The sequence below is a fragment of the Chloroflexia bacterium SDU3-3 genome (assembly GCA_009268125.1).
Classification (GTDB): Bacteria; Chloroflexota; Chloroflexia; order Chloroflexales; family Roseiflexaceae; genus SDU3-3.
Map to the genome: position 1 here is coordinate 97,680 of WBOU01000016.1, position 23,378 is coordinate 121,057.

Below are 23,378 nucleotides of genomic sequence, written 5' to 3' on the forward strand. Positions count from 1 at the left end.
GCCCCGCAGGCGCTAGGCCTTGGCCTTGGCCAGCGCTTCCTCGGCCTGCTTGATCACATCGGCGGTCAGCGCGTCGGCGGCGCTGGACTGGCCGATCCACACCGGGTCGAGCGCGGCGGTGATGATGGTGTTGGCCTCGCTGTAGCCCGGCGGGTAGGGGTAGATCCGCGAGTGCTTGGCCAGGTAGTCGGTGGCGATCTGCTCGTAGCCATCGGGGTGCACCCCCGGCGTGATCCAGCTCTTCAGGCCCTCCTCGCTGAGCAGGCTGGTGTGGCTGGGCAGCCACAGGCCAACCTTGCACAGCCCGCGCTGGTAGTCATCCGAGGAGAGGAAGGACAGCAGCTTCCAGGCGGCGTCGGGGTTCTTGGTGCCCTTGGCGATCACGTGCATGTGGGCCTGGGCCTCCGTCACCGCCGTCTTGATCTTGGGCAGCACGCCGCAGCCGAACTTGAAGCCCAGCGTGGCGATATCCATCACCGACCACGAGCCGTCGGCCAGCATGGCCAGCTTGCCCGAGGCCATCATCTGCACCGCGCTCATGCCCAGCTGGTCGAGCTGGGCGGTCTGCGGGGCCACGTGGTGCTTGTTCATCAGGTCGGCCAGGGCCTGGTAGGCCTCCACGGTCGCCGGGTCGCTGGCCTTGCACACGCCATCCTTGCTAATGAAATCGCCGCCGTTCATGTAGGCCACCACATCGCGCGGCAGGTTCCAGGTGGCCCAGCTGACGCCCCACTGCTGGATGTTGTTGGCGTCGAAGCCATCTTCGCCGGGGTGCTTGCCCGCCGCGTCCAGGGTCAGCTTGCGGGCGTTCTCGACAAACTCCTCCCAGGTCCAGGCTTTCACCGCATCGGTAGAAGGCGGCTGAACCCCCGCTTTTTCCAGCATTTCGACATTGTAGTAGAGATGGTGGATGACGTAGCACGAGCCGATGCCGTACCATTTGCCGTTGTAGGTGGCGCGGTCGGTCTCCTGGGGCTGCAGAAAGTAGTCGGCCTTGCCGATCACAGGGTCGGCCTTCACATAGTCGGTGATGTCCAGCACCTGATCGCGGATCACGTAGTCGAGCATGTTGCCCGTCCAGAAGATGTCGGGCGGCGTGCCACCGGCCAGCATGGTCTTGAGCTTGGTCTCGTAGTCGGCGTTGGGGGTGTGCAGCCACTCGACCTTGATGTCGGGGTTGCGCTGCTGGAAGAGCTGGAGCGACTTGTCGACGTTCTCTTTCTCCAGCACGGTGCCCCAGCCCAGCATGCTCACCGTGGTCTGCCCGCCCTGCGCGGCGGGGCCGGATGTGCCGCCCGCCTGGGTGCCTGGGCTGCCGCCGCACGCGGCCAGCACCGGGCCAAAGGCCGCCGCACCGGCAGCGCCCGCCGCAAACCGCAGCAGCTGTCGCCGTGACATGGGTCGTCGTTGACGCGATTCCATCGGGGTTTCTCCTTTTGCTGTATTCGCGATCTCAGGGGCCGCCGTGGCCCACAAGGGAACAAGCCAGCGCTATGGAAACCGTGGCCACCGCCATGTGGCCATATGGAATTTCTAACCGATTAGAATGCGGCCATAAAAAAGAATAGATTTCTAATCGATTAGAATATGGCTATAAAAGAAGTCGGGTTCTGGCCACGCCGCATCGCCAAGCCACCCCCAGGCATACGCCGCCGCATGCCGCACGCCTATGCTGCTATGCCGACGCCCGTTGGACCACCGTCACACCCATCACCTCCGCCTGCGGCTGCAGATCGTCATCGCCCTCGATCTGCTCCAGCAGCAGATCGCCCGCCCGCTCGCCCAGGTCGGCCAGCGGAATATGTATAGTTGAAAGCGGCGGCACCACCTGCCGCGCCAGATCGATATCATCACACCCGAACAGCGCCACATCCTCGGGCACGCGCAGGCCGCGATGGCGGGTCTCCTCGATCACCCGCACGGCCAGATGGTCGTTGGCGGCAAAGATCGCCGTGGGCGGCAGCTCCATGTCGAGCAGCTGTCGAATGCTCGGCAGCGCCCGCCCGGCATCCCAGGTGTCGCCCACCACCAGCGCGGGGTCGAAGGCGATGCCGTGGTGATCGAGCGCGTCGCGGTAGCCCGCGATCCGGCTCTGGGCCGTGCCATAGCGCCGATCGCCCGCCAGGTGCGCGATCCGGCGGTGGCCCTGGGCGATCAGGTGACTGACCGCCTCGTAGCTGCCGCGCCGGTCGTCGTAGCGGATGGAGCTGAGGCCGAAGCGCGGCGAGCCGGGCTGCTCGATGCACACGCAGGGCAGCTGGGTGGCGGCCACGCGCTCCAGCAGCGCATCGGTGGCTGGGGCCTCCTCGACCAGGCGCACCACCACGCCATCCAGCCGCCCGCTGCGCAGCAGGGCATCCACCGCGCCCAGATCCTCGCCCACCAGCATGGGGTAGACCAGCATGTAGTAGCCGTGCTCCTTCAGGCGCATGGTCAGGCCAGTGAGGATGGTAGCCGAGTAGGCGGCGGTAAACACGCTCGACGCGTAATAATCATTGACAATTAGGGCAACCGTGTTGGTGCGCTGGGCGCGCAGCCCGCGGGCGAAGGCGCTGGGGTGGTAGTCCAGCTCGTGGATGGCGCGCAGCACACGCTCACGCACCTCGGGGGAGGTGGGGCGTGGGCCATTGTTGATCACATAGGAGACCACCGCCGTGGAGACGCCAGCCAGCCGCGCCACATCCTGATGAGTCACCCGCTTCTTAGGTCGCACCATGGTTCTCTATTCTAATCGATTTGCGTGCCAAAGCAACTATAGCACAGAGGCCACGATGCTGTCAATAGTTTTCCCCGCGCGGCGCGAAAAAGCGCTTGTGCAGAACCGCGCAGATCTGGTATACTCTGGCCCGAACAGACGTTTTGAATTAAGTGTCGCCGCGCCCATTTTGGTGCGGCGCTCCTGTGCATTTGGAGCGATTGATGAAACTTCTCTACCTCGACCCACGCACCATCGATGCCGACCCCTCGGGGGTCCGCGAGAGCCCCGGCGACATCGCCGGGCTGGCCGCCACCATCGCCGAGCAGGGGCTGCTGCAGCCGCTGGGCGTGGTGGAAAGCGGCGGCGGGCGCTACCGCGTGGTCTACGGCAACCGCCGCCGCGAGGCATCGCTGAAGCTGGGGCTGGAGAAAGTGCCCTGCATCGTGCTGGAAAACGACGACCCGCACACCCTGCTCCAGCAGCTGACCGAGAACCTGCAGCGCCAGGATCTGAACGATCTGGAGAAATCCAAGGCCTTCGCCCGCCTGCGCGAGCTGATCCAGGAGCGTGGCGAGCTGACCGGCGAGACCGAGCTGGATGATGCGGTGGGCGTGGCGGTGGGCCTCACAGGCCGCACCATCCGGCGCTACATGGGCCTGCTCGACCTGCCCGAGGAGATCCACGACATGCTGCGCACCGGCGAGCTAAGCGTGACCCAGGCCCAGCACCTGCGCCGCATCAGCAACCAGCGCACCCAGATCGAGCTGGCCAAGGCCGCCGTGGAAGAGGGCATGTCGGCAGCCGAGCTGAGCCGCCTCTCCAGCTACTTCGCCGCCAACCCCGGCATCTCGCTAGACACCGCGCTTGAGGCCCTGCAGCAGGGTGTCGAGGTGCGCGAGCAGCACGCGCCTGCGGTGGCCGCTGGCGGCGGGCCGCTGGCCAAGGTGGGCGCTGGCTCGTTCGCCACCCGCGAGGAGAGCGACGACGACCTGTGGGACGATGACGAGCAGCCCAAGGACGACGGCGACGGCATCAACATCGAGTCGGTCACCATCGAGAACCAGCCCAAGAACAAGTCGCGCGTGTTCCGCATCCGCTCGCTCGACCAGATGGTGGATGAGACCGACCGCCTGGCCCGCGCCCATGTCGAGGGCGACCTGGAGAAGTGGGTGAAATCGGACGAGGGCGCATCCTTCAAGGTGCGTCTGCTGATCAAGCAGCTCAACTCGCTGCTGCGCGCGCTGCAGAACACCGCCAGCGAGCAGGGCTGGGCCACGGGGGATGAGGAGTAGCAATGCCGCTGAGCTTTGACATCCTGCACCGCGACCCCGAGAGCCGCGCCCGCGTGGGCCTGATCAGCACCGGCCACGGCGTGGTCGAGACGCCGGTGTTCATGCCGGTGGGCACGCGCGGCTCGGTCAAATCGCTCACCCCCGAGGAGGTGAGCGACGCCGGGGCGCAGATCATCCTGGGCAACACCTACCACCTCTACCTGCTGCCGGGGCACGAGCTGATCGCGCGGCAGGGCGGCCTGCACAAGTTTATGGGCTGGGATGGCCCCATCCTCACCGACTCGGGCGGCTTCCAGGTGTTCTCGCTGGTCTACGGCGGCATCGCCGACGAGGTGAAGGGCCGCCGCCCGGCCCACCCCGAGGCCATGAAGAACATGGTGAAGATCACCAGCGACGGCGTGATGTTCCGATCCTACCTGGATGGCTCGAAGCATCTGTTCACCCCCGAGCGCAGCATCGAGATCCAGAAGGGCATCGGGGCCGACATCATCCTGTGCTTCGACGAGCTACCGCCGTTCCGCCAGGGCTACGACTACACCAAGAAGTCCATGGCCATGACCCACCGCTGGGCGCAGCGCTGCCTCGACTTCCACCAGCGCACGCGCGGCGGCGAGGGCCTGCCCTTCGCCCAGCCTAACCCCGACCAGTCGCTGTTTGGGATCGTGCACGGCGGTGTGTTCCCCGACCTGCGCAAGGAGAGCGCCGAGGTGGTGGGAACCATGGGCTTCGACGGCCTGTGCATCGGCGGCTCGCTGGGCGCGAACAAGGCCCAGATCTACGAGGTGGTGGACATGACCATCCCGCACATGCCGGATGCGCTGCCCCGCCACCTGCTGGGCATCGGCGATGTGGATGACCTGATCGAGGGCGTGGCGCGCGGCATCGACATGTTCGACTGCGTCAGCCCCACGCGGCTGGGCCGGCATGGCACCGCGCTGGTGCGCGACCGCGCGCGGCGCTTCAAGCTGAACCTCTCCAACGCGGCCCTGCGCGAAGACCCCGGCCCGATCGACGCCGCGTGCGGCTGCTACACCTGCCAGAACTACAGCCGCTCCTACATCCACTACCTGTTCCGCGCCCAGGAGCTGCTGGCCATCCGCCTGGTGAGCCTGCACAATGTGGCCTTCCTCTGCAACCTGATGCGGCAGATCCGCGAGAGCATCCGCGCGGGCTGCTTCGGCGAGCTGCGCCGCGAGTGGCTGGGCGAGAGCGCCACGCCGATCGCGGGCCTCTAGCGCGGCAGCGCCATACGACCGTTGGGCACACAACACCCCCGCAGCGCTGCGGGGGTGTTGCCATACCCCATGCCTACCCTTACAGGGCGTTTGCCTGAATCAGATGCGCTATCCTGCAGGCATAGGCCAGCCGCTATGCTATAATGGCCGACACCCATGTGTTATGGTGACACAGATTCTCGGGCGCACTCGCAGTCAGGAAAGGAGCCCTGATGGAAACCACCCGACGCCTCAGGCTGAACAGCACATCGCTTGTCCTCATCCCCCTCGCGATCGTGATCAACATCGCGATCGGCCAGCTCGCCGCAGGCACCCCGGTCTACCTCGACAGCATCGGCACGGTGCTGGTGGGCGCGCTGATGGGGCCGCTGATGGGCGCGCTCACTGGCATGCTCAGCAACCTGATCTGGGGGGCGGCGACCAGCAGCGTCCCCACGGCCTCATTCTTCTATGTGGCAGGCACTATCGGCCTGATCGCCGGGTTCGCAGGCAAGCAGCGCCTGTTCCTGCGCGCATCGCCCCGCTGGTTCTCGGCGGTGGTCGGCGCGATCTTCCTGTTCGCGCTCACGCTCTTCGTGCTGATGTTCATCGGGCGCACCATCGACAGCGAAGGCAACTCGGTGCTGCCAACCATGCAAGATCTGTTTGTCAGCAACTGGTTCATCTTCGTGCTGGCGCTGGCGGCTGGGGCGGTGGCGGGCTACGCCGTGCTGCAGCGTGGCGGCTACGCGGGCATGATCGGGCTGCTCACCGGCGTGCTCTGCGCGATCATCGCCGCGCCGACGGCGGCCTACTTCTTCAGCGGCGTGACCGGTGGCGGCACCGACATGCTGGTGGCGCTCTACCGGGCCAGCGGGGCCAATATCATGGGCTCGGTGCTGGCGCAGAGCACCACATCCGACCCCTTCGATAAGATGACCTCGTTTATGCTGGTCTGGCTGATTTTGCAGGCCTTGCCCCGGCGCATCCTGGCGCGCTTCCCCTATGGCCTGCCAGAAACAGCAGACGATCAGCACGTCCCGGCAGAACCGCTGGCCAGTCGTCTCTCATAGATCAGCATGCAGGCCAGCGACGAGGCTCGCCTGCACAAGCTCATGCTACGCCTATGATGATCTACCGCCCGGGAACCAGTCTGCTGCATCAGCTTCACCCCCTCACCAAGCTGGCCATTGTGGCCACGCTTGGCATGACGGTCTACCTCTTCCCCACCCTCTGGCTCGCGCCGCTGATCTTCGCGCTGCTGCTGCTCATAGCCCAGCGCATCCAGGCGGCGGGCGCGCTGCTGCGTGTGATCGCGGGCACGCTGCTGCCGCTGTTCTGCTCGCTGTTCCTCATCCAGGGGCTGCTCTTCCCGCCGATCGGCGCGCAGGCGATCGCCCAGCTTGGGCCAGTGCGGCTCACCGACGGCGGCCTGCTGCTGACCTTCACCACCGCCACGCGGCTGCTGATGCTCTGCGCGGGCCTGATGCTGCTGATGTTCACCACCCACCCCGCCGACCTCACCGCCGCGCTGGCTCAGATCGGCATGCCGCGCAGCATCGGCTATATCGTGCTGGTGAGCATCCAGATCATCCCCGACATGCTGGCCCGCGCCCAGGGCATCCTCGACGCCCAGCAGTCGCGCGGGCTGGATGTGCGCGGGCTGCGGCGGCTGTGGGCGCTGCCCGCCCTGGTCGGCCCGCTGATCGTGGGGGCCCTGGCCGATGTCGAGGAGCGCGCCATGGCCATCGAGTCGCGGGCCTTCCTGGCCGAGGGGCCAAAGACCGATCTGCGCCGCCCGCACGACTCGCCGCGCCAGCGCGGGGTGCGCTGGGGCGCGCTGACGCTGATCGGCATGATGGTGATCGCCCGCTGCGCGCTGCTGGTGGTGGGATCATGAGCACGCTGTCGCTGCACAATATCAGCTTCACCTACCTAGCCGCGCGGCAGCCAGCCCTGCGCGATATCTCGCTGGCCATTGGCCAGGGCCAGATCTGCGGCGTGGTGGGCACGATCGGCGCGGGCAAATCGACCCTGGCCGCGCTGTGCGCCGGTTTCATGCCGCAGTTCTTCCAGGGCCGCATCTCCGGCAGCGCGCTGCTGGATGGCCGCGATCTGCTGGCCAGCAGCGTGGCCGAGCTGGTGCGCCACGTGGCGCTGGTGCGCCCCGACCCCTACAGCCAGATCTCGGGGGCGCGCTTCAGCGTGGCCGAGGAGGTGGCGTTCGGGCTGGAAAATCTGGGCGTTCCCGCCCCCGAGATCTACCAGCGGGTCGAGCAGGCGCTGGACGCCATGGAGCTGTGCCACCTGCGCGACCGCTCGCCCTATGCGCTCTCGGGCGGGCAGCAGCAGCGGCTGGTGATCGCCGCCGCGCTGGCGCTGCGCCCCGCCGTGCTGGTGCTGGATGAGCCGACCGCCCAGATCGACCCGCTGGGCCAGCACCGCCTGGCCGACCTACTGCGCGCGCTGGCCCGCAGCGGCACCGCCATCCTGGTGGCCGAGCACCGGCTGGAGTGGCTGGCCGAGCTGGCCGACCACGTGCTGGCGCTCGACGAGGGCCAGCCGATCGCCTACGGCCCGCCCGCCGAGGTGCTGGCCAGCCCGCTGCTGGTCGAGCGCGGCATCGGCTGGCCGCGCCCGACGGCGCTGGTGGCCCACATGCGCGCCCAGGGCGCGCTGCCCGCCCACACGCCCCTGCCCATCACCGAGCAGGGCGCGATCGAGGCGCTGCATGGGCTGGCGCTGCCGCCGCGCCTGCCAGCGCCGCCGCCCGCCCCAGCCGCGCCCATCGTCGCGCTCGACATGGTGCGCTACCGCTACCCCACGGGCGTGGAGGCGCTGCGCGGCGTGAGCCTGCGGATCGCACCGGGCGAGCGCATGGCCCTGCTGGGGCCGAACGGCGCGGGCAAGAGCACCCTGGTGCGGCACCTGAACGGGATTATTCACCCCAGCGCAGGCCAGGTGCAGATCGGCGGCCAAGAAGCGCGCCGCCGCAGCGTGGCCCAGCTGGCCCGCACGGTCGGCGTGGTGTTCCAGGACACGCGCAACCAGCTGTTCGCCCACACCGTGCGCGACGAGGTGGCCTTTGGGCCGAAGAACCTGCGCCACAGCCCAGCCCGCGTGGCCCAGCTGGTGGATGCCGCGCTGGATGCGCTGGGCCTGCGCGCTGTGGCCGCCGAGCACCCCTACGATCTGCCGCCCGCGATGCGTCGGCTGGTAGCCATCGCTTCGGTGCTGGCCATGGAGCCGCCGCTGCTGGTGCTCGATGAGCCGACCGCCGGGTTGGATGGCCCTTCCACCCAGCGCATCCGGGCGCTGTGCGAGCAGCGCATGCGTGCAGGCCAGAGCACCCTGGTGGTGTCACACGATTTGGACTTTTCATACGAGGCGCTCGACCGCGTCATCCTGCTTGATCAGGGTCAAATCGTGTTCGATCTGCGCTGGGAAGCGTTCGACGAGCAGCATATTCGTACGCTTCGTACAATTGCTGGACTGCCACTGGCGCTGCGCCTTGACCAGCCCACGGCGCATCGTGAGGCGGGAGCCTAGCCGCAGCCCCACCCTTTGGCAAAATCCTTTGCCTTCCTAATCACCAAAAGCGATATTTTTCACAAGCCCCTCAATCCGCATGCGCAGCCAGCGTAGGCATAGTGGAGCTGCGGTATACATGCCGACCAAACTACCTAGGTAATTGCCACCGCCTCAGCCCTCAAGATTAGGCAGTTCTGCCGTTGTTGCTTTCCACCAAAGAAGATAGACTGCCCTTCATCACCCCGTTATAAGTTCAGTAAACTTACAAATGCACCAACAACGATGTGTGCGTACCACAACCCATAACAGGCAGCCATCGCCGGGATGCCCTGGGTATGCGAAAGGAGAGCCAAGCGCGCCTCCCGGTCTAACCGTTCACATCATCTCCACACTCGTCCGAGGATTTGCCCTGCACGGCTGATTTGACGAAAGGAATCAGAAACCCATGGCACGGAACGACCTTCTCTCTCGTCGCAAATTCCTCAAGCTGGCGATGCTCTCCGGTGGCACCGCCGCCGCTGGCTCGCTCCTGGCTGCATGTGGCACATCCACGCCCGCCGCTAGCACCGCCGCCCCTGCCCAGGCCACCGCTGCGCCGGTAGCCAGCGCAGCAGCCGCCGAGGCCACCGCTGCGCCGGTAGCCAGCGCAGCAGCCACCGCCGAGGCCGCAGCGGGCGGGCTGCCCTTCACCGTGGCCGCCGACGCGCTCGACCCCTTCAAGCTGGCCACCGATGTCGAGGTGGATGGCGTGTTCTTCGCAGGCGGCTTCGGCGATGGCTACCTGAAGAACACCGGCACGTGGATGGAGCAGATCCACCCCGGCCTGAAGGTCAAGGTGCAGGGCATCCAGCAGGTCGGACCGCAGCTGCAGCCGCGCTTCGTGGCCGGCAACCCGCCGGATGTGGTGGGCAACAGCGGCGCGAACAACCTAGACACGGTGGGCCTGCTGAACGAGGGCCAGCTGCTCGACCTGAGCGCGCTGATGGACGCACCCTCGCTCGACACCCCCGGCAAGACCTTCAAGGAGACGCTCATCCCCGGCTCGCAGGATGACGGCGTGTACGAGGGCAAGCAGATGTACCTGAACATGGCCTACACCGTGTTCGGGCTCTGGTACTCGAAGACGGCCTTTGAGAAGGCGGGCTACACCTACCCCAAGACCTGGGCCGAGATGCTCACGCTCTGCGAGGACATCAAGAAGGGCGGCGTCGCGCCGTGGACCTACCAGGGTAAGTACCCCTACTACCTGCGCGAGTGGGTGCTGCCAACCCTGATCTACAAGAACGGCGGCAACGCCCCGCTGATCAAGATCGACAACCTAGAGGCCAGCGCCTGGTCCGACCCGTCGGTGGTGCAGGCCGTCGAGGATCTCTACGCGCTGTGGGACAAGGGCTACATCCTTGAGGGCACCGCCGGTATGACCCACACCGAGGCGCAGACCGCGTGGCTCCAGGGCAAGGCCTTCTTCATCCCCTCGGGCAACTGGCTTGAGAACGAGATGAAGACCACCACCCCCGCCGACTTCACTATGGTGATCGGCGCGATCCCCGGCTACGCCGATGGCAAGGGCGATCAGAATGGCGTGCAGGCGGTCGGCGGTGAGCCGTTCTTCGTGCCTTCCAAGGGCGCGCACCCCCAGCACGGCCTAGAGTTCCTGCGCGTGATGCTCTCGAAGAACTCGGCCAAGTGGTTCGCCGAGAACGTCAGCTCGGTGATGCCGGTGCTGAACGGCACCGAGGGTGCGAACATCTCCGCTGGCATGCAGTCCTCGCTCGACCTGGCCAGCACGGCCAACGGCGCGATCGTGCGGCTGAACTACGGCACATGGTATCGCCGCCTGTACGATGAGGGCGATGTCTACCTGGGCGAGCTGATGACGGGCGTGAAGAAGCCCGCCGACTTCATCCAGGCCATGCAGAGCCTAGCCGACGAGATCGCCAAAGACCCCGACACCAAGAAGTACACCCGCTCGGCCTAGCCGAGCACGGGCGCGGCGGCCTGCCCCACCCCCGCCGCGCCCGCCTCCCAGCCGATTCCCACATGTCGCAGCGCCGATTCTGCGGCATACTCAACACAGCCATCTCGCTCCCAAAAGCCCCGCGCGGAGGTCGTATGAACCAGGGTAAAAGAGGCCTGATTGTTTCTTTCCTCGCTGTCCCGCTGCTGCTGTACGGCGTGTTTGTGCTTGTGCCGTATATCGCCGCAATGGTGTTTGCCTTCACAAAATGGCGCGGCCTCTCGGCAAATATTTCATTTAATGGCATCAATAACTTTATCAAACTCTCGAATGACAGCAACTTCCTGAACGCCCTGAGCCACAACGGCGTCGCCCTGATCGTGCTGCCGGTGTGCATCGTGGGGCTAGCGCTGTTCTTCGCCTTCCTGTTCACGCAGGGCATCCGCTTCGCGCGCTTCTTCCGCATCACCTTCTTCTTTCCACAGGTTATGTCCACCGTGGTGGTGGCGGTGCTGTGGAGCTTCATCTTCCACCCCACCATCGGCCTGATCAACGGCACGGCCACCGCGCTGGGCATCAGCGGCCTGAAGGGCTTCCCCTGGCTTGGTAACGCTTCCACGGTCTTCCCCGCCGTGCTGGCGGTGACGATCTGGCAGGCCGTGGGCTTCTACATGGTGATGTTTGTGGCCGGCATGCAGAACATCCCCACATCCTACTACGAGGCCGCCAAAATCGACGGGGCCACGCCCTGGGTGCTGTTCTGGCAGATCACCGTGCCGCTGCTGTGGGACACGCTGCGCACCGCAATCATCTTCCTGGCCGCCGGTGCGATGGACCTGTTCGCGCTGGTGAACGTGATGACCAACGGCTCGGGCGGGCCAAGCCGGGGGGCCGATGTGCTCTCGACCTACATGTACCAGACCGCCTTCACCCGCAGCGAGTTCGGCTACGCCTCGGCCATGGGCTTGGTGCTGCTGCTGATCGTGCTGGGCATCTCGCTGGTGAGCATGCGCCTCACCGCCCGCGACTCGCTTGAGTTCTAACCCCGAGGAGCAACCCGGTATGGCTATCATCACCAAATCCCAGCAGAAATCCCCTGCCCCCGCGATCGCCTCGGGGCGAGTCAGCCCCATCGCTCTCATCGGCAAGATCTTGCTCTACGCCGTGCTGGCCGCCTGGGCGGTGGCCGTGATCTTCCCGATGGGCTGGGCCGTGCTCAGCTCGCTGAAGAGCGACCAGGAGATCTTCTTCAGCCCGTGGTCCATGCCCCAGCAGCTGCTGTTCGAGAACTTCGCCCGCGCGTGGACCAAGGCCCAGCTGGGCGCGTATGTGGGCAACACCCTGCTGGTGATGGTGCCCGCGCTGTTCTTCACGCTGCTGCTCTCGGCCATGGTGGCCTATGTGCTGGCCCGCTTCGAGTTCTTTGGCCGCGACGTGATCTTCTACACCTTCCTGATCGGCATGACCTTCCCGATCTTCCTGGGCCTGGTGCCGCTGTACTTCGTGATGCAGAGCCTGCGCATGCTCAACTCGTTCTTCGGGCTCATCCTGGTGTACATCGCCTACTCGCTGCCATTCACGGTGTTCTTCCTCACCAGCTTCTTCCGCACCCTGCCCAAGGAGCTGGCCGAGGCCGCCACGATCGACGGCGCAAACCAGTACCAGATCTTCTTCAAGGTGATGCTGCCGCTGGCCCAGCCCGGCCTAGTGACGGTGGGCATCTTCAACTTCCTGGGCATGTGGAACCAGTATATCCTGCCCAACGCGCTGATGAACAACGCCGGGCTGGATGACGGCCAGACGCGCTACGTGCTCTCGCAGGGCCTCTACTACCTGCAGAACCAGCAGCAGTACTCCAACGACTGGAGCGGCCTGTTCGCCGCCGTGACGATCGTGATGATCCCCACGCTGGTGGTCTACATCATCTTCAACGAGCAGATCCAGAAGGGCCTCACGGCTGGCGCGATCAAGGGCTAGGCGCACATCCGCACCGCGCCGCTGCCTCGTATCTCCACCAAGGGCGCAGATCTCGCTGCGCCCTGCCCCGTGTAGAGAGAGCGAGCAGGAATGCCCACCCACATCCACTGGTTCCGCCGCGACCTGCGGCTGGCCAACAACCCCGCGCTCAGCGCCGCCGCCCGCGAGTCCGGCGGGGCCGTCATCCCAGTGTTCATCCTCGACCACGCGCTGCTGCGCCCCGAGAAGGCCGCCCCGGCGCGGGTGCAGTTCCTGATCGAGTCGCTGGCGGCGCTGGATGCGGCGCTGCGCCAGCGCGGCAGCGCCCTGGTGGTGCGCCAGGGCGACCCGGCCAGCGCCCTGGCCCAGCTGGCCGCCGAGCACCATGCCAGCGCGGTCTTCTTCAACCGCGACTACACGCCCTACGCCCGCTCGCGCGACGCATGCGTGGCCCAGGTGCTGGGCGAGCGCGGCATCCCCGCGCGCAGCTTCGCCGACCAGGGCCTAATCGAGCCGCCCGACCTGCTCACCAAGGGCGGCACGCCCTACACGGTGTTCACGCCCTACTACCGCCAGTGGCGGCCCCAGGCCGAGCATAGCCTGGCCGCCCCGCTGCCCGCCCCGGCGGCGCTGGCCGCGCTGCCGCCAGGCTGCGACCACGGTCACATCCCCACGCTGGCCGAGCTGGGCCACGCGCCCGTGGCGCGGCCCACGCGCGGCGGCGAGGGCGCGGCCCTGGCCCAGCTGGCCCATTTCACCGATCTGGACAACCCGCACGGCATCGCCCACTACGCCAGCCAGCGCGACACCCTAGCGCTGCCCGCCACATCGCAGCTCTCGGCCCACCTGCACCTAGGCTGCGTGGATGGCCCCACCTGCATGCGCGCCGCGCTAGAGGCCGCCCAGTGCGCCGCGCCCGCTGCGGCCCCCCAGATCGAGAGCTGGGTGCGCCAGCTGGCCTGGCGCGACTTCTACACCCAGATCCTCTGGCACCACCCTCACGTGCGGCGCGGCGCGTTCCGCCGCCAGTACGACACGATCGCGTGGGAGAACAGCCCCCAGCTGTTCCAGGCCTGGTGCGAGGGCCGCACTGGCTACCCGATCGTGGATGCGGCCATGCGCCAGCTGCGCGACGAGAGCTGGATGCACAACCGCGCCCGCATGATCGCCGCATCATTCCTAGTAAAAGATCTGCTGATCGACTGGCGCTGGGGCGAGGCCTTCTTCTTCCGCCACCTGCTGGATGGCGACCTGGCCAACAACAACGGCGGATGGCAGTGGGCGGCGGGCACCGGCACCGACGCGCAGCCCTACTTCCGCATCTTCAACCCCACCAGCCAGGGCCAGAAGTTCGACCCCGACGGGGCCTACGTGCGCCGCCACGTGCCCGAGCTGGCCAGCCTGCCCAGCGACTACATCCACCAGCCCTGGGCCATGCCGCCCGCGCTCGCGCGCGAGCTTGGCTTCCAGATCGGCAAAACCTACCCCGCGCCCGTGGTCGACCACGCCGCCCAGCGCCCGCGCGCCATCGCGCTCTACCATGTGACCGGCAACCAAAACAGCCACGAACTGTAGCCATATCACATCTCGTGGTTGCGATTTTCAACGTCCAGTGCTATAGTAAGCGCGAAACTGGCGGCAGAAAGCGATAGGGGCGCTCCAACCACAGTTTTATCAGGATCTCAAGAACCTAAACAAGTGGGGCTGGCACGCCGACGATAGACACCCCGGCAGTGCGCCCACCCTGGCATGTCTCGATGTGAGCCGCACCATACCCTGTGCATCTGCAACAGGCGTACCGTGTTGGCCGCCACATCCCATGCTCTGGGCGTGCGCGAGATGCACTGGGGTTTCTAGGGCACATGGCAAGCATGGTAGCGCAGCATATGGCTTTGGAATGGCACATGTCCATCCCTGGCCTCCGCGACACCACACCGAGCAAGGTACGCTCGCCACACCCGCCCACGGCACCAGCATGCCCGCTCATGTTGACAAGGAGCGAAGTACACAACCAATGCCGAATGACTCACATCGCCCGGATGTTGCGGTCTTCATCGACTTCGAAAACGTCTACGTCAGTGTTCGCGACAAACTTGACGCCAACCCCAACTTCGAATCGATCATGGATCGCTGCGAGGATCTAGGCCGCGTGGTGATTGCCCGCGCCTACGCCGACTGGTACCGCTACCCTCGCGTCACAAGTGCGTTGTACGCCAACAGCATCGAGCCGATGTACGTGCCGACCTACTATTACGATCGCGAGATGGGCCGCACCGGCCGCCCGATCAAAAATAGCGTCGACATGAACCTCTGCGTCGATGCGATGAAAACCCTTTACACCAACCCCAACATCGAGAAATTTGTGCTCGCCACCGGCGACCGCGACTTCATCCCGCTCGTGAACACCATCCGCCAGCAGGGCAAGGATGTGATCGTGATCGGCATCGGCGGCGCGGCCTCGGCCCACCTGGCCCAGAGCGCCGACGAGTTCATCTTCTACGAGGCGCTGGTCGGCAAGAAGACCGGCGGCACGATCGACGATGTGCCGCGCGCCAAGATGCCCGAGAAGGGCCGCGAGGGCTACGAGCACAGCAGCAGCAGCAACAGCGAGGACGCCCCGACGCCCCCTCGCCGTGGCGAGCGCGAGAACAGCCGCCCCAACGAGCGCGAGCACAGCGCGCCCACCCCGGCGGTCAGCGTGCCCACCCCTGCTCCCGCCGAGCCAGCCCAGCCCGACATCTACGACACGTTGGTCAAGGCCATCCACCTTGCCCGCGAGCGCGGCTACGTCTGCTCGTTCGGCTCGCTCAAGCTGCTGATGAAGGAGCTGATGGGCGGCGATTTCAAAGAGAGCCGCTACAAGGATGTCCAGGGCCGTCCGTTCGCCAAGTTCAAGGACTTTGTGCTAGAGGGCGAGCGCCGTGGCCGCGTGCAGGTGTTCACCAACGGCACCGTGAACGAGGTGTTCCTGCCCGGCGAGGATCCCTACAAGCTCTCGCAGTTCGCCGCCGAGCTGAAGGTGGATGCCGACACTGACCTGCCGACCGTGGAGGCCACCACGGTGCCCACCACCGACCAGCGCGGCGAGCGCGCTGGCTCCACCGGACGCCGCCGCCGCCGCCGCCGCCCCAGCCGCCAGTCGGACCGCAACGGCGATGGCAGCTTCGAGGATGCCACCGAGGAGTTCGAGGCCGAGTCGCTGGAGAGCGCCACGCTGCCCGAGCTGCCCGAGCTGCCCAGCGATTCCCGCTCCGACGAGGTCTTCGAGGAGCTGCTGGAGCGGATCGAGACCGAGGACGCACGCCTCGCCCAGGCCGCCGAGGAGCAGCCCGCAGCCGAGGAGCAGCCCGTGGCCGAGGCCGCAGCGCCCGCAGCCGAGGAGCAGCCCGAGGCCGCAGCGCCCGCAGCCGAGGAGCAGCCCACGCTGCCTACCCGCCCCTTCGAGGAGGGCGACTGGGCGTTCCTGCGCACGGTGATCAGCGCCTACGGCAAGCCCGCATCCTTCGCGCAGATCCACGATCTGCTGCGCGGGGCGCGCAATCAGCAGAGCATCACCCGCACCAACGAGGAGCTGCGCTCGCTCGTGAAGCAGGCGATCAACAACGGCCTGCTGCTGCGCCAGGGCAAGGGCAACCGCATCTCGTATCGGCTCGGCGAGGCCGCGCCCCTTGTGGCCGAGGCCGCCCCTGAGTCGAATGATCTGGTCTCGGTGATCGATCAGGCCGCCGAGGAGACGCCCAGCGCCGACCAGGTCGAGCCAGCCGCCGAGCGGGCCCAGCCCGAGGTAGCCGCCGAGGTCGCAGCGCCCAAGCGCTCCACGCGGCGGCGCAAGGCGGCCCCCAAGGCCGAGCCAGCGCCCGAGGCCGTAGCGCCCGAGCCAGCCGCCCCCGAGGAGCCAAAGGCCGCACCCAAGCGCTCCACACGCCGCAAGGCGGCCCCCAAGGCCGAGCCAGCGCCCGAGGCCGCAGCGCCCGAGCCAGCCGCCCCCGAGGAGCCAAAGGCCGCACCCAAGCGCTCCACGCGGCGGCGCAAGCCCACGGCGACCGAGGAGTAGGAATAGACGGCGGGGGCGGCCTCATACGCCGCCCCCTTTATGCGTAGCCTAGCCAAAAGAGCGCAAGCATGCGAACCGAGGGCATCGTCAAAATCTGTGGAGTGCGCACCATCGAGCACGCGCTGGCCGCCGCCCAGGCCGGGGCCGACATGATCGGGCTGGTCTTCGCGCCCTCGCGGCGGCAGATCAGCCCCGAGCAGGCCGCCCAGATCGCCAGCGACCTGCGGGCCAGCGGCGTGGCTGTGCCGCTGCTGGTGGGCCTGTTCGTCAATGCCGCGCCCGAGGAGATCGCCCGCACGGCCCAGCTGTGCGGCCTCGACCTCATCCAGCTGAGCGGCGACGAGCGGCCCGACGTGCTGGCCCAGCTGCCGCCGCTGCCCGTGCTCAAGTCGCTGCGGCTGGCCGATGACCACGGCGAGGCCGCATGGCTCGATCTGTCGCCCGAATACTTCACGCCGCTAGTGGATGCCCACGTGCCGGGCAGCTACGGCGGCACCGGCGCAATGGCTAACTGGCAGCGCGCGGCGACGCTGGCGCGCATCCGCCCGATCATGCTGGCCGGGGGGCTTTCGCCCGCCAACGTGGCCCAGGCGATCGCCCTGGTGCAGCCCTGGGCCGTGGATGTGAGCAGCGGTGTCGAGCAGGATGGCCAGAAGAGCAGCGAGCTGATCCGCAGCTTTGTGTCCAACGCGCGGCAGGCCGCCTGGCAGGCTCAGCCGTGAAGATCGCTGGCCTCATCCGCCGCATCCTCCAGCTGATCGCGATCGCGGCGATCATACGCTGGGCGGTGATGCGCCTACGCCGCGTGCTGCTGCTGCCTACCGGCGACACCACCGAGCACATCCGAGCCGATCAGGTGGCCAGGATGCGGCGGATCGTGGTGAGCGACCTGCACATGGGCGCTGGCGACCGCGCCGACGACTTTATCGACGACGATGAACTGGCCTCGTTCATTCACAATTATGTCGAGCGCGAAGAGCCGGTCGAGCTTATCCTCGCTGGCGACACCTTCGAGTTCCTGCAGGTGCGGCTGCCAGGCATCGGCGACTACGAGTTTTCGAGCCGGGCCGCCAACGCCCGCCTGAACGCCATCCTGACGGCGCACGCCCCGGCCATCGGCGCGCTGCGCAGCTTTGTGGCCCGCCCGGAAAACCAGCTCACGATCATGATCGGCAACCATGATTTTGAGCTACACTATGCGAGCGCCAAACACCTGCTGCGCGAGGCCCTGGGGCTGGCCGAGAACGACCAGCGCCTGCGCTTCTGCATCAGCTACGAGGGCTGCGGCGTCTATATCGAGCACGGCAACCAGTTCGACAGCTGGAACACCTTCGTGCACTTCGGCGGCATCACCCAGCCGTTCGAGATTGTGCGCGGCACCCGCGTAGTGAAGGATGTGATCAACCCACTGGAGAGCGACCCGCTCGATGTGGCGACCCTGATCGACAACGTCAAGCCGACATCGGCGTTCCTATGGTACATGCTCTCGCTGCCACGTCTGCGCAACCCCGACGCACGCCGGTACGTCACCCGTGGCCTGCTGCGCATGTTTCGCACCGTGGCCATCCCCACCACCTACAGCCCCCACCCGGTGCTGATGGTGCGCGAGGAGCTGCTGGGCGCACCCGGCGAGACCCTGCACCGCGAGATGGCCATCCAGCAGCTGTACGAGCTGGAGCCAGATCTGCGGGCGGCAGCGGCGGCCAGCCACGGCGGGCAGGAGCCGGTGCTGCAGATCCGCCAGCGCGTGGCCCAGGGCGTCACCAAGCGGCTCACCAGAGCGCGCGGCCAGGCCCTAGATGACCTGCAGATCGAGGCCCAGCGCAACCTGCGCGAGGAGATCCGGGCCTTCAAAACCCAGACCCAGCGGGCCATGGCGCGGATCGCATCCGGCGACGAGCATGGCCACAACACGCTGTTTATCTGCGGCCATACCCACACCGCCGAGGTAGTGGCGCTCGGCGACAAAAAGACGTATATTAACACCGGCACATGGACCGAGGTAGTATGGAATATCGCCTCGGGGCTGTACGAGTCGCGGCGGTTCCCATTCCTCGAGATCACCTACCCCGATGGCAGCGACTCACCCGATGGGCGGCTGCTAGTCTGGTACGGTGCCGAGAGCGAGCCGCAAGAGTGGAATGATATCGAGGGTTCTGAGGGGGAGACCCCTATCACCATGCCTACTAAGGAGGACACCCAATGAAATGGTTCTGGCGCATTCTGGGCCTCGCCGCCCTCACCGGCTTCGCATTCGTGGTGGTGCGTGCGATCAAGCAGTATCGCGAGGATAGCGTGTTCGACCTGGCCCCCGCTGGCGCAACCTCGGGCGGCTACGGCAGCTCGCGCAGCATCAGCCCCGAGCTGCTGGCCATCCTGGCCGACCCGGGCGACAAAGGCCCGGTGGAGCTGGTGAGCGACAACGGCAAAGAGTGGCTGGTCAACCGCCGCAACGGGTTCCGCTACCCCGTCGAGGATGGGATCCCGATCATGCTGCTGGAAGAGGGCGAGAAGAACAAGGACGAGAGCCTGATCGCCCACTAGACGATGCCTGGGACAGAAGCCGGAGACCGCACACGCGATTTCCGGCTTCTCTTTGCGCTGAGACGCGGCGCTTTGGGGCTTCGGGAAGCACGCCGAACGCCCCGCAGAGAACGGCACTATGGTCAATGAATATACCTACCGCACGATCGATATCGAGCGGAGAGGCGTTGGTAGGCGCTACACTTGGCTGCCGGTTGACTCGCTCGACCGCGGCTCGTTTACGATCGACTGCACGGGCGCGTATGTCCGCCCGGCCATGTACGACATCCGGCCCGGCGATATCGTGCGCTGGCGCGAGGGCGCGGTGCTGGTCGAGGGCGTGATCAGCCATGTGGATGTCGGCAGCGAGCGCTTCTCTGCCACGATCGAGCAGGCGCACCCACTCCCCCCCGAGACGTTCTGCCCCTAACGATCTTCGCTACTGCTCCTGTGTCACCTGGCGCAGCTGGGCCAGCTGGTTGGCCGCCTCGCCGCCCCAGGGCGAGCCTGGCTCCAGCGCCAAGAAACGCTCAAGGTCGGCGGCGGCCTGCTGTGGGTCGCCGTGAAACCGCCGCACCAGCCCGCGCTGCAGGTAGGCCTCGCCCCACTCGGGCGCGCAGGCCACTGCCCGATCCAGATCCTCCAGCCCCACCGCCACCTCGCCCAGCTCGCGGCAGAGCAGCACGCCCCGCCGCAGGTAGGCCGCCGCAAAGCTGGGCCGCAGCCCCAGTGCGCGGCCAAACGAGCCGCGCGCCAGCCCGAAGAAGCCGCGCTCGTGTGTGAACAGCCCCCACTGGGTCATGCTCAGCCCCCACGCGTAGAAGAAGTAGGATGCCCAGCGCCGCCAGAGCGGCAGCTGCGGTTCGGGGTTCGCCATGGGTTGTTCCTTTCTTGGGCGGGACGCGCCCATGCAGTGCGGAAGGGAGCGCCACGCTCTCTAGTATAATCCTCTGCGGCAAGCCCATTTCTTGTGGAGAGGAACGCTCACAATGACACACCCAGCCCTTCCCAGCCTGCACATCCGTCCCGCCGCTCCCAGCGATGCAACGGCGCTGCGCGGCCTGCTCCAGTCTGTCGATCTGCTCACCGACGATCTGATCACCCCGCGATCGCACTACTGGCTGGCCGAGGACGGCGGGGGCCAGCTCTACGGCTCGGCAGGGATCGAGTGCGGCGCGCGGGCGGCGATCATGCGCAGCGTGGCGGTGGCCCCAGGCCAGCGCGGCGGCAGCCTGGGCGCGCGGCTGGCGGGCTACGCCATCGGCTTCGCGCGGCGGCTGGGCTACCCCGCGCTCTACTGCTTCAGCACCCGCGCGGGGGCCTACTGGCAGCGTATGGGCTTTGTGGGCGTGCCCATCGCCGAGCTGGCCATCGCCCTGGCCGATGTGCCCCAGGTGCGGCGCTTCCAGGCGATTGGCAAGCTGCAGCAAGAGACGGCGTGGCGGCTCGATCTGTGAGGATCCGAAGAAAGAAACCAGTTCACCCCGAAGACGCGAAGGCGAGGCTGATATTTTGACCTTATATACGAACTTCTGAACCCCAGGCCGGATGCGTTAATCTCATGCTGGAAACCTGAACCCCAGCACATTTGACGCAGGCCTCACAATCATAATGCACCATTCCGGCCTTCGCGCCTTCGCGATTTGATGATGAACTGGCCGATTTGTTGCTTGGTATCTTGGATTCTTGGTGGTACACAGCTGCTGCCGATCGGGCATGCATAGACCCTGGCTTAAAGATTCATGCTTGATCTATACGAACGCATGTGCTATACTATCTTTCCAGAGTTGGCACACGGTTGCTACACAGAGGGAAGAGCATATGTATACCAAACGAATAGTTTATGACCGTGAGACCCACGACTACGCGATGTACTTGGACGACGAGCTTATCGGCTTCGCCCGCAGCTACCACGAGGCCGAGACCATCCTCGACCAGCTGGTGTTCGAACTGCTCAGCAAGCAGCGCTTCCGCGATGCCGCGTAGTCTACCGACAACCTGCCGATAGAAAAGCGCGCGAGCGACACCGCCCACGCGCTTTTTTCATGCTCGAACGCTACCCGCGCTAGCCCACCTCGATCACGTGGCCCTCGGTGGCGCGCAGCAGCCGATCCCAGATCGCCAGCCCCAGCCCGCCCTGCTCGAACGAGCGCACCACCATCACATCCACCGTGCTCTCCAAGGCCCGCAGCCCGGCGAACAGCCGCGCGCCCACCTCGGCCAGGTTCGCGCACGAGCCGAGCGAGGCCACCAGCGCGCCCGCCTCGCGAAACAGCGCGGCATCCTCATCGCCCACCAGCGCGCCCACGCGCTGCCCCTGGGCTAGGCGCGCGCGCACCTCGGCCAGCATGCTCGCCAGGGCCGCCGCGCGCGGGCCACGGTAGAGCAGCACCGGGGCATCGGGCGCGTAGTGCTTGAGCATCTGGCCGGGCGCGGCAGCGGCGTGGTCCTCGGCCACATAGCGCGGCTGGTAGAGCAGGTCGGGCAGCGCCGCGCGCAGATCCTCGATCGGGATGCCGCCGGGGCGCAGCAGCTCGGGGCGCGGGCCGAGCAGGCTCACCACCGTGGACTCCAGGCCGATCCGCGTGGGGCCGCCATCCAGCACCATAGGGATGCGCCCCGCCAGATCGTGCATCACATGGGCGGCGGTGGTGGGGCTGGGGCGGGTGAACAGGTTGGCGCTGGGCGCGGCCACCGGCAGCCCAGCGGCCCGCAGCAGCGCCAGCGCCACGGGGTGGTCGGGCATGCGCACCGCCACGCTGTCCATGCCCGCCGAGACATTGGGCGGGATGCGCTGGCCGCGCGGCATCACCAGGGTCAGCGGGCCGGGCCAGTAGCGCCGCACCAGGGCCAGCGCGCCCTGCGGCACCGCGCGCACAATCGCCTCAAGCTGGTCGAGCGCGTGGATGTGCACGATCAGCGGGTCGGATGTGGGGCGGCGCTTGGCCGCGAAGATCCGGGCCACCGCCTCGGGGTCGAAGGCGTTCGCGCCCAGGCCGTAGACCGTCTCGGTCGGGAAGGCCACCAGCTCGCCGCGCCGCAGCACATCGGCGGCCAGCGCCACGCGCTCCGGCGCGGGACCGAGCGGGTCGACCGCCAGCAGTTGGGTTTCGTAGGATATTGTCATTGGGAAGAAGTCAGGCCGACGCCCTAGCGGAAAGTCACCACCACCACGCCAGCGAACATGATCGTGCCGATAGCGGCGTACTCCACCATCACCTGCCGTGTCAGCGACTGCTGAAGGTGGTGCTGCAGCAGCCCGCACACGATATAGAAGATAACCAGCAGCATAGCGCCGCCCAGCAAAAATGGCGCGGCCCAGTAGTTGAGCGCCCACAGCGACTCGCCCAGCACCACGCCCACCGTCAGCGCCAGCAGGAAATGGCCCGCGCGCGGTGCCGACCACTGCAGCAGGGCGTACGAGAGCATCGCCGCCGCGCCACCCACCAGCGCGCCCGAGTAGAGCCAGCGCAGTCGCGCGTAGTAGATCGCGCAGAAGCAGGCGTAGCCCAGAGTGTAGACGATCACCTGCAGGGCCAGCTGGGCGCGCGTGCGGTTCTCGACCACGCGGTCGAGCGCGTAGTGCTGCGCCACCAGCGAGCCAAACACCAGCACGCCCACCGCGCTAAGCGCCAGGATAAAGGCCAGCGTCTGCAGCGACTCGCTGAATAGGCGAAAAAACGCAAACGAGGCCACGATCGACATCGACGGCAAGATCCAGAACGCCGGGGCCACCTCCAGCGCCAGCCGCCCGAGCCGCAGCGTCGGCAGCTTGCGCGACTGCATCGCCGGGTGCGAGCGGATGAAAACATCCGCACCCGTGCTGGTGATCAGCACCAGCGCCGCGATCAGCAGCCACGAGACGGTGATGACCGGAAAGTCGCCGCCGAGCCACACGCGGAAGATGGCCGGGTTGACGTCGATCGCAAATATTACCGCCATGCCGAGCACCACCAGGATGACGAGCGAGACGATGCGGTCATAGCGGGGGGTAGGCGATGGAACCATTGGTCTCCTCAGTTGCATTGGTATCAGCAGACGATTCTAGCCCGCTTTAGGCATGGTGTCAAACCACCGCACATCGCACCAACACAAAGAGAATGGATACCACGAAGGCGCGAAGACACGAAGGCAGTACGAAGCGCATTTCCCA

Annotated in this window: 20 protein-coding genes; 15 read left to right on the forward strand and 5 right to left on the reverse strand. The window is 66.7% G+C overall.

Going from position 1 to position 23,378, the window contains the following annotated elements:
• Positions 1-12 precede the first annotated feature (12 nt).
• Both F8S13_21835 and F8S13_21840 read right to left on the reverse strand, forming a co-directional pair.
• Positions 13-1,422: a sugar ABC transporter substrate-binding protein gene (locus F8S13_21835; GenBank protein KAB8140890.1), complete on the reverse strand. Its 1,410-nt coding sequence runs from the start codon at positions 1,420-1,422 to the stop codon at positions 13-15.
• Positions 1,423-1,675: 253 nt separating this feature from the next.
• Positions 1,676-2,716, reverse strand: a complete 1,041-nt coding sequence (locus F8S13_21840; GenBank protein ID KAB8140891.1) for a LacI family transcriptional regulator — start codon at positions 2,714-2,716, stop codon at positions 1,676-1,678.
• A gap of 203 nt (positions 2,717-2,919) precedes the next feature.
• On the opposite strand from F8S13_21840, the gene F8S13_21845 reads away from it, so the two are divergent.
• From F8S13_21845 to F8S13_21910, 14 genes are all read left to right on the forward strand, one after another.
• Positions 2,920-3,990: a ParB/RepB/Spo0J family partition protein gene (locus tag F8S13_21845; GenBank protein ID KAB8140892.1), complete on the forward strand. Its 1,071-nt coding sequence runs from the start codon at positions 2,920-2,922 to the stop codon at positions 3,988-3,990.
• Between the two features lie 2 nt (positions 3,991-3,992).
• On the forward strand, positions 3,993-5,225 hold the full coding sequence (gene tgt / locus F8S13_21850) for a tRNA guanosine(34) transglycosylase Tgt (protein KAB8140893.1): 1,233 nt from the start codon (positions 3,993-3,995) through the stop codon (positions 5,223-5,225).
• 212 nt (positions 5,226-5,437) lie between these two features.
• The gene (locus F8S13_21855; protein KAB8140894.1) at positions 5,438-6,277 is read left to right on the forward strand and encodes a hypothetical protein; all 840 of its coding nucleotides are present in this window, start codon (positions 5,438-5,440) and stop codon (positions 6,275-6,277) included.
• Between the two features lie 53 nt (positions 6,278-6,330).
• Entirely contained in the window at positions 6,331-7,104 is a 774-nt protein-coding gene (locus F8S13_21860) for an energy-coupling factor transporter transmembrane protein EcfT (protein KAB8140895.1), read from the forward strand.
• Positions 7,101-8,753 carry an ABC transporter ATP-binding protein gene (locus F8S13_21865; GenBank protein KAB8140896.1) on the forward strand — a complete coding sequence of 551 codons (1,653 nt, stop codon included), beginning with the start codon at positions 7,101-7,103 and terminating at the stop codon, positions 8,751-8,753. The genes F8S13_21860 and F8S13_21865 overlap by 4 nt, the downstream gene beginning before the upstream one ends.
• 427 nt (positions 8,754-9,180) lie before the next feature.
• On the forward strand, positions 9,181-10,713 hold the full coding sequence (gene ngcE / locus F8S13_21870; GenBank protein ID KAB8140897.1) for a carbohydrate ABC transporter, N-acetylglucosamine/diacetylchitobiose-binding protein: 1,533 nt from the start codon (positions 9,181-9,183) through the stop codon (positions 10,711-10,713).
• A gap of 62 nt (positions 10,714-10,775) precedes the next feature.
• On the forward strand, positions 10,776-11,735 hold the full coding sequence (locus tag F8S13_21875) for a sugar ABC transporter permease (GenBank protein ID KAB8140898.1): 960 nt from the start codon (positions 10,776-10,778) through the stop codon (positions 11,733-11,735).
• Between the two features lie 19 nt (positions 11,736-11,754).
• Positions 11,755-12,669 carry a carbohydrate ABC transporter permease gene (locus F8S13_21880; GenBank protein ID KAB8140899.1) on the forward strand — a complete coding sequence of 305 codons (915 nt, stop codon included), beginning with the start codon at positions 11,755-11,757 and terminating at the stop codon, positions 12,667-12,669.
• Between the two features lie 90 nt (positions 12,670-12,759).
• Entirely contained in the window at positions 12,760-14,223 is a 1,464-nt protein-coding gene (locus F8S13_21885; GenBank protein KAB8140900.1) for a deoxyribodipyrimidine photo-lyase, read from the forward strand.
• Positions 14,224-14,662: 439 nt separating this feature from the next.
• The gene (locus F8S13_21890) at positions 14,663-16,702 is read left to right on the forward strand and encodes an NYN domain-containing protein (protein KAB8140901.1); all 2,040 of its coding nucleotides are present in this window, start codon (positions 14,663-14,665) and stop codon (positions 16,700-16,702) included.
• 68 nt (positions 16,703-16,770) lie between these two features.
• Positions 16,771-17,424 carry a phosphoribosylanthranilate isomerase gene (locus F8S13_21895; GenBank protein KAB8140902.1) on the forward strand — a complete coding sequence of 218 codons (654 nt, stop codon included), beginning with the start codon at positions 16,771-16,773 and terminating at the stop codon, positions 17,422-17,424.
• A complete protein-coding gene (locus F8S13_21900) occupies positions 17,313-18,908 on the forward strand; it encodes a UDP-2,3-diacylglucosamine diphosphatase (protein ID KAB8140903.1) in 1,596 nt (531 codons plus the stop codon). The genes F8S13_21895 and F8S13_21900 overlap by 112 nt, the downstream gene beginning before the upstream one ends.
• The gene (locus F8S13_21905; protein KAB8140904.1) at positions 18,905-19,246 is read left to right on the forward strand and encodes a hypothetical protein; all 342 of its coding nucleotides are present in this window, start codon (positions 18,905-18,907) and stop codon (positions 19,244-19,246) included. The genes F8S13_21900 and F8S13_21905 overlap by 4 nt, the downstream gene beginning before the upstream one ends.
• Before the next feature lie 118 nt (positions 19,247-19,364).
• Entirely contained in the window at positions 19,365-19,655 is a 291-nt protein-coding gene (locus F8S13_21910) for a hypothetical protein (protein KAB8140905.1), read from the forward strand.
• A gap of 9 nt (positions 19,656-19,664) precedes the next feature.
• On the opposite strand, the gene F8S13_21915 is transcribed toward F8S13_21910, so the two are convergent.
• Positions 19,665-20,102, reverse strand: a complete 438-nt coding sequence (locus F8S13_21915) for a hypothetical protein (protein ID KAB8140906.1) — start codon at positions 20,100-20,102, stop codon at positions 19,665-19,667.
• Between the two features lie 112 nt (positions 20,103-20,214).
• On the opposite strand from F8S13_21915, the gene F8S13_21920 reads away from it, so the two are divergent.
• Positions 20,215-20,682, forward strand: a complete 468-nt coding sequence (locus tag F8S13_21920; GenBank protein KAB8140907.1) for a GNAT family N-acetyltransferase — start codon at positions 20,215-20,217, stop codon at positions 20,680-20,682.
• 608 nt (positions 20,683-21,290) lie between these two features.
• Here the strand turns inward: F8S13_21920 and F8S13_21925 are convergent.
• Together F8S13_21925 and F8S13_21930 are read right to left on the reverse strand one after the other, a co-directional pair.
• Positions 21,291-22,352 carry a threonylcarbamoyl-AMP synthase gene (locus F8S13_21925; GenBank protein KAB8140908.1) on the reverse strand — a complete coding sequence of 354 codons (1,062 nt, stop codon included), beginning with the start codon at positions 22,350-22,352 and terminating at the stop codon, positions 21,291-21,293.
• A 23-nt stretch (positions 22,353-22,375) separates the two neighbouring features.
• Positions 22,376-23,233 (reverse strand): hypothetical protein, encoded by an 858-nt coding sequence (locus F8S13_21930; GenBank protein ID KAB8140909.1) that lies wholly within the window; start codon positions 23,231-23,233, stop codon positions 22,376-22,378.
• Positions 23,234-23,378: the final 145 nt, after the last annotated feature.